The organism is Latilactobacillus graminis DSM 20719, from assembly GCF_001436415.1.
Taxonomy (GTDB): Bacteria; Bacillota; Bacilli; order Lactobacillales; family Lactobacillaceae; genus Latilactobacillus; species Latilactobacillus graminis.
The window spans coordinates 143,460-159,125 of sequence record NZ_AYZB01000058.1; the positions used below are offsets into that span (position 1 = coordinate 143,460).

The following is a 15,666-nucleotide window of genomic DNA, read 5'->3' on the forward strand; positions in this document are numbered from 1 at the left end:
ATTAGTATTGTGTTAACTTTGAATATGATTAAAACCATTATTTTAGGGATTGTTGAGGGCTTTACAGAATGGTTACCAATTAGTTCGACGGGACATTTAGTGTTAGTCGGGAACGTTTTAAAACTGGACGAATCAAAAGCATTTATCGATATGTTTAATTATGTCGTCCAATTTGGTGCTATTATGGCAGTTATCATTTTATATTTTCACAAGTTGAATCCTTTTTCACCGCAGAAGGATCAACTGGCTCAAAAACAAACATGGACATTATGGTTTAAGGTTATTTTAGCTGTTATGCCATCAGTTGTGATTGGGTTCCCATTGAACGACTGGATGGACGAACATCTGATGCAAAATTGGATTGTTGCTAGCATGTTAATCTTGTATGGGATTTTATTCATTATTATTGAAAACCGTAGTCGCAATCATGAAGCAAAATATGCTGATTTAAATAATTTGCCTTGGTTAACAGCCTTTTGGATTGGCTGTTTTCAAGCGTTATCAATTATTCCGGGGACTTCTCGTTCTGGTGCTACCATTTTAGGGGCCATTATCTTGGGGACCTCACGATATGTTGGGGCAGAATTTTCATTTTTTATGGCAATTCCAACTATGGTTGGTGTTAGCATCTTAAAAATTGGAAAATTCTTTTATCAAGGGAATCATTTCACCGGGGATCAATCGCTCATCTTGTTGGTTGGTATGGTGGTTTCATTTATTGTTTCAGTGATTTCGATTAAGTTCTTGATGGACTATATTCAAAAACATGACTTCAAGGTCTTCGGTTGGTATCGGATTATCTTGGGCTTGCTTGTATTAGGCACAATGTTACTTGCATAAGCTTATTAATAAGCGTGTAGTCAACTAAAAAATGGAGGATGTTGTCATGTTAATCAAAGAAGTGTGCGTAGAAAATTTTACTAAGATCCCAGCAGCCATACGTAATGGCGCCAAAAGAATTGAGTTAAACGATAACTTAGCTGTTGGTGGCACCACGGTCAGCCGTGGGGTAATGGCCGAATCTATCCACTATGCCCATGAACATAATGTTGCAGTGATGGTTATGATTCGCCCACGTGGAGGCAATTTCGTTTATAATGATCAAGAATTAAAAATTATGGAAGCTGATATTTTTTCAGCGCAGGAATTAGGTGCTGATGGAATTGTCCTGGGCTGTTTAACAGCGGATAATCAAATTGATGCAGAAGCGATGGAAATGTTGATGGGTGCTGCTAATGGGATGCAAATCGTGTTTCATATGGCCTTTGATGCGATACCGATCAACCAACAGAATGGTGCCATGGAGTGGCTAATTGACCATGATGTTAAACGAATTCTAACGCATGGTGGGCCATTAGATCAGCCAATTGATGAAACCCGCTTAAAAACGTTGATTGAAGCTGCAGCTGGGCGCATTGTAATTTTACCTGGTGGGGGCATTACAACTGATAACGTTGATGCGCTCACAACTCGGTTACAGGTTTCTGAAGCCCATGGAACCAAAATTGTTGGTACTTTGTAAGAATGCAAAAGCCCGGTCGTCATTGATGACCGGGCTTTTTTGACGATTATATTTTTTCAATTGCGAGGACTTGTCCATGGTTGGTATTGACATCTTTAAAGTGACTAACTTGATAGTTATTAGCATCTAGACGGCTTAAATCAGCCAGTAAATAGTCAATTTCTTCTTGGGTTTCATTGAATTGCGGATTGATGACAAAAACAATCAAACCACCGCGATTGAGGCGGGATAAAATTTGATGATAGGCCGAAATCGTCGTGTTGGGTAAGGTAATATGCTCGAAGGAATTAGGGGCGAGTGCGCCTAAACTGAAAATAGCGGCTTGCACCTTTAAATCTGGTGGTAAGGCAGTGATGATGCGTTCGTGTCCTTGATTGAGCAAGGTCACTTGATTAGCCTGATTAGCTTTTGTTAGTCGATCGGCGCAGCTGTCAATAGCTTTTTTTTGGATTTCAAAACCATAGACGTGACCGAAATCAGCGACGTGCTCGGCTAGAAATAAAGTATCGTCACCATAACCAACGGTGGCATCGATGACGACATCGCCCGGTCGGATGGCACGATCTAATAAAAAGTGTGCGATTTCAGTAGGATGCTCAATTATCATGTATCAGGACTCCTTAGGATGCAGTAATTTAAATTGGATGAAAAAATACCATGAAGCGCCAAGACCAGCCGTTGCGAGTAAAAACCCCGCTAATACATCACTAGGGTAATGGACGGATACGTAAATTCGACTTAGGCCAATTAATAGGGCTAAGATTAAAGTAACACCACTAATCAGCTTTTGCCAGAAACGATTGGAAATCAAATAGTAGGCTAAGAGACTTAAACTGCCAAAAAAGAGCAGTGCCCCAGATGCATGGCCACTAGGAAAACTGTACCCGCCTGCATAGACAAGATGCTGAAAAGGGGGCCGTGGGCGTTGAATCTCTATTTTGATTAGATGATTAAGAGTTGAAAAAGTCACCATGTTAATCAATAAAAAGCTAACTGCTGACCATTGCTTAATAATTAATAAGCCAATTGTTACGAAGATGGTAAGCGTTATGATGCTATGGGGGTTACCGATGGTGGTAATCATGATACTTAGAATATCCATTGTTGGCGATGAGAGTGAGCGGATACTGTCGCGAGTACTAGTATCAAAAGCGGTGACCCAAGATGCTTGGTCAATGACACTCCAGAAAATAAGTAAAAAACCAAGTAAACCAACAAGCAACATGATTACTGAAAAACGTTTAGTCATTGCGAAAGATCCTTTCAAAAAGCTAGAATTAAAGACAAGCTTAATGACTAAATGATACAATATTAATGCAGATAAGCCAATTAATAAAAGTAGTTATACGATATGATTGTTTTATCCCTTAATTAATATTATAATAGAACACAAATGAACTTAAATGGGTATTAAAGAAGAATCTGGAGGCGTTAGGATTGAAAGAGACTAGAAAACAGCGAATTGCAGCACAAAAAGTTAGTCTACATAAACAAAAACGAGAATTTAGAATTAAGAAAGTCCGAAATGTAACGACTTTTGCTGGTGCGACAGTTTTGATGGGTTCCGCAATCGCACCTAGTTTTTCAAACCGTGCTAAAGCGACCACTGAAGATGTTCTAGATAATTCACACACTGATCCCCAAAATACAGCGACGAGCAAGTCAGAAAATGCAACCACTGCCAACAGTCACTCAGTTGCAGAAACGGCTACAACGAGTTCGGCAGTTAATAGTAGCCAAGCACAAGCTACACAACAACCAGTGGTTCAGCCACAAGTGACTGAAAACGAGGCAAATAAAGTTGCCACACCGCAACCAGCGCCAACACAAGCACAGCCAATTTCTGGTGTGCAAAGTAGGAGTGCGAACATGGCGACAGCCGGAGTTGTGATGACTGCTGCTAGTACTAGTGCGCAAAATTTCATTAACTCAATTGCTAGCTCAGCTCAGCAATTGGCTGGGGATAATGATTTGTATGCTTCCGTAATGATTGCACAAGCTTCATTAGAATCAGGCTTTGGCAGCAGTACGTTAGGGAAAGCACCAAACTATAATTTATTTGGGGTTAAAGGCACGTACAATGGCAATTCTGCCTATATGTGGACTTGGGAAGATGACGGCCATGGTAATATGTATCAAATCCAAGCGGCCTTTCGAAAATATCCTTCCTACTACCAATCATTACAAGACTACGTACATGTTCTACGTAATACATCATTTGGCACGACCCCTTATTATCAAGGGGCATTTAAGAGCTATACAAGTAGTTATCAACAAGCAACGCAATACTTGCAAGGGCGGTATGCGACGGCTACGAATTATGCAGCAAGTTTGAACCGTTTGATTCAACAGTATAATCTAACTCAATATGATACACCAGGGGCTAATGCGGGGAGTAACGGTGGGACGGTTGCCCCAACCACACCTACAGCTCCTCAAGATGGGACGAAGTACACGGTTAAAGCCGGCGATTCTGTCTGGGGAATTGCTAACCAGTATGGCGTTTCAATGAGTGACTTAATCAGTTGGAACCATATTAAAAACAATTTGATTTATCCTGGGCAAGTCTTAATTGTATCAAGTAGTGCTACAGGGAATAATAATCAGACACCAACGAAACCGACACCAACACCCACGCCTAAACCTGGTAATGGGGAAAAGTATACGGTTAAAGCCGGCGACTCTGTTTGGGCGATTGCCAACAAATATGGGATTTCAATGAACGATTTAATTAGTTGGAATAACATCAAGAATAATATGATTCACCCTGGTGATGTTCTAACAGTTTCAAAAACCGCAACTGGCAATACAAATAACAATAACAATAATTCAAACAGCAATAACGGTAATCAGACCTCAAATAAGACTTATACGGTTAAATCAGGGGATTCTGTCTGGGCAATTTCAAACCGTTACGGCATCTCAATGGCTGACTTGGTTCAGTGGAATCATATCCGGAACAACTTTATCTATCCTGGTCAAAAATTAGTGGTTAGCCAAGGTGCAACAACTGGTAATTCAAACAATAATAATACAAACAGTACAAATCCAGGGCAAACTTCTGGCAAGACTTATACGGTTAAGGCCGGCGATTCTGTCTGGGGAATTGCTAACCGTAATGGCATTTCGATGGCGCAATTAATCAAGGCTAATCATATTAAGAATAACTTTATCTACCCAGGGCAAGTCTTAAAATTAACGGCTGGCGCTACAACGCCTACGACGCCCAATACGAATTCTGGGAAGACTTATACGGTTAAATCAGGTGATAGTCTTTGGTCAATCGCCCAAAAAAATAATACCAGTATCGCACAATTAAAATCAGCGAACAATTTACATTCTGATTTAATCTTAGTCGGCCAAGTCTTGAAATTGAAGTAAGAGTTTGGTATGCTAAGAACAATTATTTAACGTTGAGAAGGATTAGTAGTTATCGTTAAGCGTTTAGAGAGCGTGTGGTTAGTGCGAACACGTCGTTTAACATAATGAACTCACCTTTGAGTTTTCTATTGAACTAATCGTAGATAGAAACGTCTGCCGCGTTAAGGCCAGAGAGTTGTCCAATATAGATTGGACAGAACTTAGGTGGCATCGCGGTCAATTCGTCCTATAGTATAAAATACTATAGGACTTTTTTATTGGCGTTAAGTGAATTAAAGAAGAGTGCGTCAAAAGTGTCCATGCTTTTGAAAGCACGTTAAAAAAAGGAGTGTTTGATATGACTTACGATCATCGCGCAGTTGAACAAAAGTGGCAAGCTTACTGGCAATCACACAAATCGTTCAAAACAACTGAAGATAAAAATAAGAAAAATTTCTATGCATTAGATATGTTCCCATATCCGTCAGGTCAAGGCTTACACGTTGGCCATCCTGAAGGTTATACGGCAACTGATATCTTGGCCCGGATGAAACGGATGCAAGGCTTCAACGTGTTGCACCCAATGGGTTGGGATGCATTCGGCTTACCTGCTGAACAATATGCGTTGGATACTGGGAATAATCCTGCTGATTTTACACAAAAAAACATCAATACATTCAAACGGCAAATCAATTCACTTGGTTTCTCATACGATTGGGATCGTGAAATCAACACAACGGATCCGGATTTCTATAAATGGACGCAATGGATTTTTGAAAAAATGTATGAAAAAGGCTTGGCTTATGAAGCTGAAGTTGCTGTTAACTGGAGCCCGGATTTAGGAACAGTTGTGGCCAATGAAGAAGTGATTGACGGCAAAACAGAACGTGGCGGGTATCCTGTTTATCGGAAACCAATGCGTCAATGGATGTTGAAGATTACGGCTTATGCTGATCGTTTGATTGACGACTTAGACCTTGTTGATTGGCCCGAAAGTGTTAAAGACATGCAACGCAACTGGATTGGGCGTTCAAAAGGCGCCGAAGTTTCATTTGCTGTTGAAAACCATGATGCCCAGATTGATGTCTTCACAACCCGTGCGGACACACTGTTTGGTGTCAGCTACATCGTGATGGCGCCAGAACATAAATTAGTGGCTGACATCACAACGCCTGAACAAAAAGCGGCGGTTGATGCTTACTTGAAAGAAATCGAACACAAAAGTGATCTTGAACGGACTGACTTGGCTAAGGATAAAACGGGGGCCTTTACTGGTGCTTATGCGATTAACCCAGTGAACGGTGAACGTTTACCGATCTGGATTTCAGATTACGTGCTCGCTTCATACGGGACAGGTGCTGTGATGGCTGTCCCTGCCCATGACCCGCGTGATTGGGAATTTGCGAAGAAATTTGATTTACCATTGAAACCAGTTGTGGCTGGTGGTAACCCTGAAGAAGCCGTTCATACAGAACCGGGTGTGATGATTAATTCAGATTTCTTGAATGGCTTAGATAAACAAGCGGCTATTGACAAGATGATTGAATGGTTAGTGGCGCATAATGCTGGCCATGAACAAGTTAGTTACAAGTTACGCGACTGGTTGTTTTCACGGCAACGCTACTGGGGTGAACCAATTCCAATTATTCATTGGGAAGATGGCACCACATCAGTCGTTCCAGAAGATCAATTACCACTTAAATTACCATTAACAAGTGACATCAAGCCTTCCGGCACAGGTGAAAGTCCACTTGCCAACTTAACAGACTGGTTAAACGTGACGGATGAAAATGGGCGTAAAGGCCGTCGTGAAACCAATACAATGCCACAATGGGCGGGGAGCTCTTGGTATTATCTCCGTTATATCGATCCTAAGAACCCTGATAAATTGGCCGACTTTGACAAGTTAAAAGACTGGTTACCAGTTGACATGTATATCGGTGGTGCAGAACATGCTGTTCTTCATTTATTATATGTGCGTTTCTGGCATAAGTTCTTGTATGATATCGGCGTTGTGCCAACTAAAGAACCATTCCAACATTTATATAACCAAGGAATGATTTTAGGCGATAACCACGAAAAAATGTCCAAATCAAAAGGCAATGTTGTTAACCCTGATGATGTTGTGGATCGTTTTGGTGCCGACACATTACGCTTATACGAAATGTTTATGGGCCCATTAGACGCTTCAATTTCTTGGAGTGAAAAGGGCTTGGCTGGTGCACGTAAATTCTTGGATCGGGTATGGCGTTTATATACTGAAGAAGATACGGACGAAAACGACCAACTTTCAAGTAAGATTGTTGCTGACAACAACGATCAATTAAAGAAGAGCTACAACGAAACGGTTAAGAAGGTTACAGAAGACTTCGAAAGCATGCACTTTAACGTGGCGATTTCACAATTGATGGTCTTCATCAACGATGCGTATAAGGCTGACACATTGCCACGTGAATACGCAGAAGGCTTCGTGAAGTTATTAGCTCCAATTGCCCCCCATATGATGGAAGAATTATGGGCAATGCTTGGCCATAGCGATTCAATCAGTTATGCGGCCTGGCCAACATTTGACCCAGCAGCCTTGGTTGCAAATGAAGTGGAAGTCATTTTCCAAGTTAATGGTAAGCTAAAGGCCAAAGTAACCGTGGCCAAAGATACACCAAAGGAAGCGTTAGAAACGATGGCAAAAGCAAATGAAAAAGTTGCCGAATTCATCGCAGATAAGACAGTCCGCAAAGTGATTACCATTCCGAATAAATTGGTTAATATTGTCGCAAACTAAGTGTGCATAATAAGTTAATTATTTTCTGAGGATTAACCTAGTTGGTGATTTTGCTCGGTCAAGCAGTTACTGTTGGAAAACAGTAACTGCTTTTTTATTTAAAATATGGAATGTCATGTTAAATCTAAACGCTTGTTAAAGCCCTCTTTTTTCATAAAGTTTTGTTAAAGGAATTGCAAGGCCTCGGCCAATCAACTAAAATGGTAGGAAGATGCTTTTTGACGTTTAATAAGGGAGTTATGGGAAATGACCAATTCACCTGAAACAAAGGCGACAGGTAAGTCTTCACAAAATAAGATGCTCCGCGGATCTGCTTGGATGACTGCGGGGAGCATCTTTTCACGGATTCTGGGCGCCGTTTATGTGATTCCATGGCCAATCTGGTTTGGCGCAAATTTTCTACAAGCCAATACATTATTTGCCCGTGGTTACCAAATTTATAGTGTTTTTTTAGTCATATCGACGGCCGGAATTCCAGGGGCGTTATCGAAACAAATTGCACGGTATAATGAAATGAATGAATACGGGATTGGTCAACGCCTTTTCAGGAAGTCGTTGAGTTTAATGTTAATTATGGGTGTGTTATCGGCACTCGCGCTTTATGCATTGGCACCAATGTTAGCAGCTGGGGATCAACGAATGGTGCCGATTTTCCGTTCATTGAGCTGGCCATTATTGATTATTCCATTACTCAGTATCATGCGCGGTTTCTTTCAAGGCTATGCTGAAATGGCACCTTCTGCGATTTCGCAATTTATCGAACAAGCAGCGCGCGTGCTGTATATGACTGTGTCGGCTTTCATGATTATGCAAGTGCTAAAAGGTAGTTACGTGGATGCTGTGACACAAGCAACGTTTGCTGCATTTATCGGCGCCGCTGCGGGTTTGTTATTATTGATTTTCTATTATCTAAAACAACGTGGCCGGATTTCAGAGTTAGTGGCCAATAGTAACAACAAACTAGAGGTGTCAACCAATGATTTATTAAAGGGGATTGTGCGTCAATCAATTCCATTTATCGTGATTGATGCAAGTGTTAATTTGGTCTATATCATCGATCAATACACTTTTAATCCGATGATGCACGATTTCGTGATTGCTAGTGATCATCAGTTGTATAACCTATATGCCTTATTTGCAGCCAATGCGAATAAGCTAATTTCAATTACTGTTTCACTGGCAGCCGCAATGGCGGTGACGGCAATTCCATTAATGTCCGCCGCACATGTGCGGGGCAATCAAAAAGAACTGCAACATCAAATCGGCAGTACATTACAACTATTTAACTTGGTAATGGTTCCAGCGGCTTTTGGGATGTCAGCCGTTGCGGGACCATTATATACGTTGTTTTATGCACACGATACACTTGGTATCAGCGTTTTACAATTTTCATCTTATATTTCGATTATGTTGGGATTGTTTACAGTTTTAGGGGCGGTGCTTCAGGGACTTTACCAAAATCGCCTAGCATTATTTTACTTATTCATCGGGTTTATCGTTAAAATCGTGGCGCAATATCCAGCAATCTATTTCTTCCGGGTATACGGGCCGTTAGTATCGACTGGCTTAGCCTTTGCGACAAGTTCGATTTTAATGATTGCAGCACTGCATCGCTATTATCACTTTGCATTACGCAAGACCATTCGGCGTTTAATCGGCGTCTTGGGCTTTTCACTAGTGATGTATTTGGTCACGGCAGGGGCAGTCAAGGTGTTATACCTCATTTTTAATCCGTATAGTCGTCTTCAGAGCGTTTTAGTTTTAATAATCAGTGTGGCCCTTGGGGTGGCGGTTTACGCCGTATTAGTGCTCAAATCACGCCTAGCCGACTATGTAATTGGTAATAATTTAGATCGCTTTAGAAGAAAGTTGAGAATCAAATGAGAATTGATCGTTTTTTAAGCCACATGAATGTGGCGTCACGTAAAGAATTGAAGTCGCTTTTTAAAGCCGGACGTGTGCGCGTTGATGGGACAGTAGTTAAGGATGCGAAGTTCAAAGTGGCCTCGGCGACAATGGTCTATGTTGACGATGAACCAGTGCGTTATCAAACCTATTTTTATTGGTTGATGAATAAGCCAGCAGGGGTGGTTTCGGCGACGACTGATCCGCAGAAAACGGTACTGGATTTGTTAAAAGATGCTGATCGCCGGGATGATTTATTTCCAGTTGGCCGATTAGATAAAGACACGACTGGTTTGTTATTGTTGACGAACAATGGTGCTCTAAGTCATGCTTTGTTGAGTCCAAAAAAGCATGTCAGCAAGGTTTATCGGGCGACGATTGCCGGCGTTGTGACGGCCGATGATCAAGCCCGGTTTGAAGCGGGGCTTGTGTTGGGCGATTTTAAGGCACAACCGGCGCAGCTTGACATTTTGAATGTGGATATCGCTCAACAAGAAAGCCAAATTACGGTTGAGATTCATGAAGGTAAGTTTCACCAAGTGAAACGAATGTTTCATGCGGTTGGCAAGGAAGTTTTGACGTTAGAACGGATCAAGATGGGACCACTTGAATTGCCGGATGATTTAAAACGAGGACAATACCGGGCACTTACAGAAACAGAAGTGACATTACTTAAAGCAAATTAAAAAACAGCAACTTTTTTTAAAAAGGTTGCTGTTTTTTAGGATTGGTGTGCGATTTTTGCCATATAGTGGGGCAAGGCTTGAATGATTTGACTGGGAAGCGTAACGTATTGGGTTTTGGCGAGTTCATCGGCAATCGCGCTATGGGTATAAACGGCGGCACAAATGGTCTGATAGTTGGTCCCAAATTGGCCACAGAAGGCAGCAATAATGCCGGTTAGTGTATCACCACTGCCCCCAGTTGCCATTGAGGGACCACCAATGGTCAATTTTTGGACCTGTTGATGCTGATAAACTGCTGTATGATGCTTTTTAAGCACGAGAATTGCATTGGGATAAGCGGTGAGGGCGGCTTGATTAGCAGCAACTGTCTGTTGATCAATTGGGAGGTTGCTAAGGCGAGTCCATTCCATTTGATGGGGAGTTAAGATTATATTTGCGTTTGGTAATGGTATATGCTCACGTCCAATTAGGGTTAGTGCCGAGCCATCAATGATGACTGTTTGTTTCGGATGAACGGTTTGTAACAGGTTATTGAGTAATTGTGCTGCAAATGAACTAAGTCCGAGACCTGGTCCGACAACAAGCACATCGGCTGAGTGAATAGTGGCACGCCACTGCATGAAAGGTTGGTGATAATCAATAAACATTGCTTCAGGTAAGCGGGTGTGTAAGGCTGTCAGAATACTTAAGTCACTGGCAACAGAGACTAATCCGGCACCGGCATAAACAGCCGCAGCAGCGCTCATTATTGCGGCACCACCATATTGTTGACTACCACCAATAATCAAGATCCGGCCGAAATCACCCTTATGGCTGATGGCCGGTCGTTCTTTCAGGACTGCGCGAACGGTTGAATCTGTGATAACTTGCATATGAATTCCTCCCTTACTAACCACTATTATAAGCGAAATATTAATAAAGGGGTATTGGCAGGGCTCCGTAACACTGGTATAATAGTTTTGTAAAACAATCGCCCGTGTGGCGGAACTGGCAGACGCGCAGCGTTCAGGTCGCTGTTTGGGTAACCAAGTACAGGTTCGAATCCTGCCACGGGCATTATTTATTGCAAAAGACCACTATCAATTTTGATGGTGGTCTTTTTTTCTGACGAATTTATTAACTAAGCGAGTGAGAACAGAATACGAGCAATAGGAGTTGAAGCATCGTATCAAATATTTGTTTGTGATTTAACGCCTAATACTATGCTTGTGATGGAGAAGATATTGAATATGAACAGTTACAAGTTTGAAGATGACTTTTAGAAATCAGCATATTTTCAATTCTTTATCTATTTAATAGAAAAACGATATAGATAAAAACGCAAATGTTACAAAAGCGTCAGATCGGGTTACAACGTATGTTAGTGTTACAAAGATAAGTCATTAAAAAGGTTTAAAGTGAATATATAAACGCTATTAAAATATACCTAATAAAAATATCGAAAATAAGCAATATTTGATATGATAATACGTTAGATAGAGGGCGGTAACGTATATATAGTTAATGGGGGACTTTTATTGCGCGAATAATAAATATAAATGAAGGAACAAATATGGATAGTAATTTTAATCATTTTATATAGTTGTCTTATTCGGAATCGGAGTAAAAGTGCATATGGATAGAGTGGAAATTAATCAAGAAATTGTGATCGATGCAGGCATGGCAGAATTAGAGCGAGCTGGTGTGATCTATCAAACGGTAGTGAGGCTCCCCTGCCATCGAAGGCGTATATATTATTAAATAGAGTACCTTAGTGTGGTTATTAAACACTAGAGGCGTTCTTTTCTTGTTGGATGACGGATAGCAGTGGATTAAATTCTTTTAGTATAATTTGAATGAGAACGGTTGCCGTTGATTGGTGGAAACGTTATATTTATTAGAGTAATAAGAATAGGAGAGAATTAAGAATGACAGTTAAATTAATCGCTTCCGATATGGATCATACGTTATTAACCGAAAATGGACAGCTACCACCGAATTTTGTGCCAACAATTCGTCAATTGTATCGCAGAGGGATTCTGTTTGCGGCTGCAAGCGGTCGGCCAATGTATACCTTAAGACAGATGTTTCCGGAATTAGCTAATATGATGATTTATGTTAGTGATAATGGTGCTACAATTGCTTATCAAGGACAGACTTTGTTTAAGAGCCTACTACCATTAGTCGACTATCAACGGATGATTGAATTTGTCAATCAAATACCAGGTGGAATTGGCGTAATTTGCGGGATGGATGCAGCTTACGTTGAAACACAATATCAAAATTATGATGCAATTTTACGGCAGTTTTATACAAACATTAAGTATGTGCCAGATTTAACCCAGGTTCGGGTGGAAGCCAATAAATTCACAATTTATTTCCCGGGCAAAGATAGTCAAAAACAATATGATGCAATTTTTGCCCCGCAATTTGCTGCCGATTTTTCGGTTACGGTGGCCGGAGTTGAATGGATTGATATTATGAATCAAGGAATTAATAAAGGTCATGCGATGAATCTCTTAGCAGATCATTTGCACATTACCCCGGCTGCAATGATGGCCTTTGGAGATACTTATAACGATAAAGAAATGTTGCAGACGGTTAAGTATAGCTATTTAATGGGAAATGCATCTGACGAGATGGCAGAATATGCAAATTACCGTGCTGATACTAATGAGAACTATGGTGTCTTAAAGGAGATTCAGAAATTGCTTTAAGTAACCAGGTGTAGATAAATTGATAATGTTGTTTAGCATTTGTTTCTAGTAGAAGTTCATGAGCTGTTTTTGGTAAAATGCACACCGTTGCTTTTTTGACAGTGTGCTTTTTAAATTGTTTGATTAAGCGCTTGGCACGGTGACCATAGCCCCCGGCTGGATCATCAGCCCCACTCATGACTAGAATCGGTCGCGATTGCAAGGCAAATTGCCAGTCAGCATGGGTAGTTAGCGCTGTTAGACTAAATAGCATGGCAAATCCGTTGTTTGAAAAGACGTAACCGCATAGCGGATGTTGTTCGTAATGCGCAACGTTGGCTTGATTATAGCTTAGCCACGAAAAAGGACGCTGGGTATCAAAGCGTTTCGAATAAAGGCCAAAAGCAAGCTTATTCCACAATGTTCCCGGTCGTTTAGCGGCAACCATACCAATTAGTTTAACGATTGGGAGGACTGGTTTGAGAATGAAAGGGACATCAATGACCCCAATTAAGACGGTTCCGGCTATTGGAACCTCAGTTTGCTTGACGTATTGGGTGGCTAACATTGAGCCCATTGAATGTCCAAGGACAAATAACGGAATTTCTGGATACTTTTCATGGGTCAGCTGGCCAATTAAGCGGCAGTCGTTGGTTAGAGTTTGTAATCCGTGTTGTCCAAAATAGCCAAGTTCGTCGGCCGATTGAACGGAATGACCTTGACCAACATGATCATGACCAATGACAGCAATTCGATGATCGTTTAAAAATTGAGCTAACGCAGCATAGCGTTCAATATATTCGGCCATCCCAGTAAGAATTTGGATCACAGCAATTGGGGCTTGTGTCGGCTGCCATAAGACGACGTTAAGCGCATGGACGTGATCGGTCGATTGGACGGTAAATTTTTGCATGTGGAATGCCTCCTAATATAGATAGATTTATTTTAACAGAATTAAGCTTATGATATCAAAAAACGCCCAACAACTTTTAATTGTCATTCGGCGTTTTTTGATAAAAATTAACTTTCAACATCGTCATTGATACGCATGGCACGCGAAAAGTATTTTGAATAGAATCGGCTGATGATCCCCCAGTAGTAGAAAATAAGGGCTAAGCCGCTGATTAAAATAAAATCAAATGGATAGGGGATTAGATTAATACCATTGAATTCACGACTCCCGAGAAACGAAATCAGTGAAAGTAAGGCTAAATAAACAATTAACCACAGACTACCCTTAAACTGTGCCCAGGTATTTTCCCAGTGAATTCGATATTCGTAATAAAAATAAAATGGTAATCCAAGCATGATGACCCCGATAACTTTAATGGTTGTTGGCCACATTGCCCAGTAAGTTGCTAAACTAGCTAAAACAAAGGCCAAAGGAGACATCACCTTCATCCACGGTGAATGGACTGGTCGATGCATATCAGGCGCCATTTTGCGTAATGACATGACCGTCACTGGTCCGGTTAGATAAGCAATTAAAGTGGCCGTTGAAATGACGCTGGCCAATGTGCCCCAACTTCTAAAGATTGACACAAGTAACATACTGACGATGGCATTGATGACCATGGCAAACCGGGGAATATTATATTTTTTATTCATGCGGCCCACAATAGCAGGCATGTGCTTGTTTTGTTTGAGCGCTGCTAAAGTCCGTGCACATGAAGCAACGAATGAAACGCCTGTTCCAAATGGAGATACAAACGCATCCAGGTAAAGTAGGACCGCCAACCAATGAATGCCCAAAAGAATAGCTAAATCAGCAAATGGTGATTGAAAGTTCAGACCGTGCCAACCAACTTTAGTTAGGAGTGTCGGAGAAACAGAACCAATAAAGGTGATTTGTAGTAGGAGATAAATGATGATGCTAATTCCTAGTGAAATGGCAATACCACGTCCAATATTACGTTTAGAGTCGCGAATTTCGCTACCAACATTAATGACAGTTTGAAAGGCATTGTAAGAGAAAATAATTCCAGAAATAGAAGTCGCCGCAAAAATTTTCGCAGAACCATACGGCATAAAGGTGGCCATTGAATGACCAAAATTACCCGTGTGGAAGCCAGTTGAAACTAACATGGTGATTGTCAGTAATGGGACACCTAATTTGAAAATCGCAATAAAACTAGTAAAACGGGTCAAAAATTTAACAGACCAAAAATTTAAAAGGGTGAAGGCAATGATGAATCCAAAGACGACTAGCAAACCACGATTAGAAATTTCAGTGTGCTGCATAAAATGGTTCGTCCAATTAGCCCAAGCCCAAGGCCAAGAGCTCATATATTGAACAGCAGCAACGGCTTCAATGGGGATGATTGTAACTAAGGATACCCAATTAGCCCAAGCAGCGATAAACCCGAGTAATGACCCATGACTATATTGGGCATAATGACTCATACCGCCACTTTCAGGAAACATCGTACCGAGTTCAATGTAATTAAAGGCGATTGCACCAATGACAATCGCACCAACAATCCAAGAGAGGATGGCTGCTGGACCTGCTACAGTAGTTGCTTCCCAGGCGCCAAACAGCCAACCGGAACCGATGATGGAACTTAAACCGAGCATTACAAGGTTAAATAAACTCATTTTGTTCTTCTCTATCATAAAGACCTCCTACTATGGTGAGCCATTATAGCAACCATTTTCAAAGGATTCAAATTAAAATCGACAGTTAAAAGGCGGCTGATGCCTATTAATATTATGCTGGTAGCGGATTCTAAATTAATT

General features: G+C 41.1%; 12 protein-coding genes, 1 tRNA gene and 1 other annotated feature. Of the genes, 8 read left to right on the forward strand and 5 right to left on the reverse strand.

Annotated elements, in window-relative coordinates; all coding sequences use genetic code 11:
- Nucleotides 1-24: 24 nt before the first annotated feature.
- Nucleotides 25-840 (forward strand): undecaprenyl-diphosphate phosphatase, encoded by an 816-nt coding sequence (locus FC90_RS07755; RefSeq protein ID WP_192937881.1) that lies wholly within the window; start codon nt 25-27, stop codon nt 838-840.
- Nucleotides 841-886: 46 nt separating this feature from the next.
- A complete protein-coding gene (locus tag FC90_RS07760) occupies nt 887-1,522 on the forward strand; it encodes a copper homeostasis protein CutC (protein ID WP_057908669.1) in 636 nt (211 codons plus the stop codon).
- Nucleotides 1,523-1,568: 46 nt separating this feature from the next.
- On the opposite strand, the gene mnmM is transcribed toward FC90_RS07760, so the two are convergent.
- Together mnmM and FC90_RS07770 are read right to left on the reverse strand one after the other, a co-directional pair.
- Complete coding sequence (mnmM, locus tag FC90_RS07765; RefSeq protein ID WP_057908670.1) at nt 1,569-2,129, reverse strand: tRNA 5-(aminomethyl)-2-thiouridylate-methyltransferase MnmM; 561 nt, start codon at nt 2,127-2,129, stop codon at nt 1,569-1,571.
- Between the two features lie 3 nt (nt 2,130-2,132).
- Nucleotides 2,133-2,771 carry a phosphatase PAP2 family protein gene (locus tag FC90_RS07770; RefSeq protein WP_057908671.1) on the reverse strand — a complete coding sequence of 213 codons (639 nt, stop codon included), beginning with the start codon at nt 2,769-2,771 and terminating at the stop codon, nt 2,133-2,135.
- A gap of 188 nt (nt 2,772-2,959) precedes the next feature.
- On the opposite strand from FC90_RS07770, the gene FC90_RS07775 reads away from it, so the two are divergent.
- The 4 genes from FC90_RS07775 (at nt 2,960) to FC90_RS07790 (ending at nt 10,255) form a co-directional block, all read left to right on the forward strand.
- Nucleotides 2,960-4,903, forward strand: coding sequence for a muramidase family protein (locus FC90_RS07775; protein WP_057908672.1), 1,944 nt, complete (start codon nt 2,960-2,962; stop codon nt 4,901-4,903).
- 23 nt (nt 4,904-4,926) lie between these two features.
- Nucleotides 4,927-5,135: a binding site (T-box leader), on the forward strand.
- Nucleotides 5,136-5,240: 105 nt separating this feature from the next.
- Nucleotides 5,241-7,664: a leucine--tRNA ligase gene (gene leuS / locus FC90_RS07780; RefSeq protein WP_057908673.1), complete on the forward strand. Its 2,424-nt coding sequence runs from the start codon at nt 5,241-5,243 to the stop codon at nt 7,662-7,664.
- Nucleotides 7,665-7,910: 246 nt separating this feature from the next.
- Nucleotides 7,911-9,548 carry a putative polysaccharide biosynthesis protein gene (locus tag FC90_RS07785; protein ID WP_057908674.1) on the forward strand — a complete coding sequence of 546 codons (1,638 nt, stop codon included), beginning with the start codon at nt 7,911-7,913 and terminating at the stop codon, nt 9,546-9,548.
- Nucleotides 9,545-10,255: a pseudouridine synthase gene (locus FC90_RS07790; protein WP_057908675.1), complete on the forward strand. Its 711-nt coding sequence runs from the start codon at nt 9,545-9,547 to the stop codon at nt 10,253-10,255. The genes FC90_RS07785 and FC90_RS07790 overlap by 4 nt, the downstream gene beginning before the upstream one ends.
- A gap of 35 nt (nt 10,256-10,290) precedes the next feature.
- Here FC90_RS07790 and FC90_RS07795 read toward each other — a convergent pair whose 3' ends face one another.
- Nucleotides 10,291-11,127: an NAD(P)H-hydrate dehydratase gene (locus tag FC90_RS07795; protein ID WP_057908676.1), complete on the reverse strand. Its 837-nt coding sequence runs from the start codon at nt 11,125-11,127 to the stop codon at nt 10,291-10,293.
- A 100-nt stretch (nt 11,128-11,227) separates the two neighbouring features.
- Here FC90_RS07795 and FC90_RS07800 point away from each other — a divergent pair.
- Together FC90_RS07800 and FC90_RS07805 are read left to right on the forward strand one after the other, a co-directional pair.
- Nucleotides 11,228-11,311, forward strand: a tRNA-Leu gene (locus FC90_RS07800).
- An 851-nt stretch (nt 11,312-12,162) separates the two neighbouring features.
- Nucleotides 12,163-12,951, forward strand: coding sequence for a Cof-type HAD-IIB family hydrolase (locus FC90_RS07805; protein ID WP_057908677.1), 789 nt, complete (start codon nt 12,163-12,165; stop codon nt 12,949-12,951).
- On the opposite strand, the gene FC90_RS07810 is transcribed toward FC90_RS07805, so the two are convergent.
- The gene (locus tag FC90_RS07810) at nt 12,905-13,843 is read right to left on the reverse strand and encodes an alpha/beta fold hydrolase (RefSeq protein ID WP_057908678.1); all 939 of its coding nucleotides are present in this window, start codon (nt 13,841-13,843) and stop codon (nt 12,905-12,907) included. The two genes, FC90_RS07805 and FC90_RS07810, sit on opposite strands and share 47 nt — an antisense overlap.
- A 107-nt stretch (nt 13,844-13,950) precedes the next feature.
- Nucleotides 13,951-15,543 (reverse strand): APC family permease, encoded by a 1,593-nt coding sequence (locus tag FC90_RS07815; protein WP_057908679.1) that lies wholly within the window; start codon nt 15,541-15,543, stop codon nt 13,951-13,953.
- Nucleotides 15,544-15,666 lie beyond the last annotated feature (123 nt).

What these genes read in the sequence shown, in the direction of transcription:
- mnmM (WP_057908670.1), bottom strand. Translation starts at nt 2,129, where the DNA reads ATGATAATTGAGCATCCTACTGAAATCGCACACTTTTTATTAGATCGT.
- FC90_RS07785 (WP_057908674.1), top strand. Translation starts at nt 7,911, where the DNA reads ATGACCAATTCACCTGAAACAAAGGCGACAGGTAAGTCTTCACAAAAT.
- FC90_RS07760 (WP_057908669.1), top strand. Translation starts at nt 887, where the DNA reads ATGTTAATCAAAGAAGTGTGCGTAGAAAATTTTACTAAGATCCCAGCA.
- FC90_RS07810 (WP_057908678.1), bottom strand. Translation starts at nt 13,843, where the DNA reads ATGCAAAAATTTACCGTCCAATCGACCGATCACGTCCATGCGCTTAAC.
- FC90_RS07770 (WP_057908671.1), bottom strand. Translation starts at nt 2,771, where the DNA reads ATGACTAAACGTTTTTCAGTAATCATGTTGCTTGTTGGTTTACTTGGT.
- FC90_RS07790 (WP_057908675.1), top strand. Translation starts at nt 9,545, where the DNA reads ATGAGAATTGATCGTTTTTTAAGCCACATGAATGTGGCGTCACGTAAA.
- FC90_RS07805 (WP_057908677.1), top strand. Translation starts at nt 12,163, where the DNA reads ATGACAGTTAAATTAATCGCTTCCGATATGGATCATACGTTATTAACC.
- leuS (WP_057908673.1), top strand. Translation starts at nt 5,241, where the DNA reads ATGACTTACGATCATCGCGCAGTTGAACAAAAGTGGCAAGCTTACTGG.
- FC90_RS07815 (WP_057908679.1), bottom strand. Translation starts at nt 15,543, where the DNA reads ATGATAGAGAAGAACAAAATGAGTTTATTTAACCTTGTAATGCTCGGT.
- FC90_RS07795 (WP_057908676.1), bottom strand. Translation starts at nt 11,127, where the DNA reads ATGCAAGTTATCACAGATTCAACCGTTCGCGCAGTCCTGAAAGAACGA.
- FC90_RS07755 (WP_192937881.1), top strand. Translation starts at nt 25, where the DNA reads ATGATTAAAACCATTATTTTAGGGATTGTTGAGGGCTTTACAGAATGG.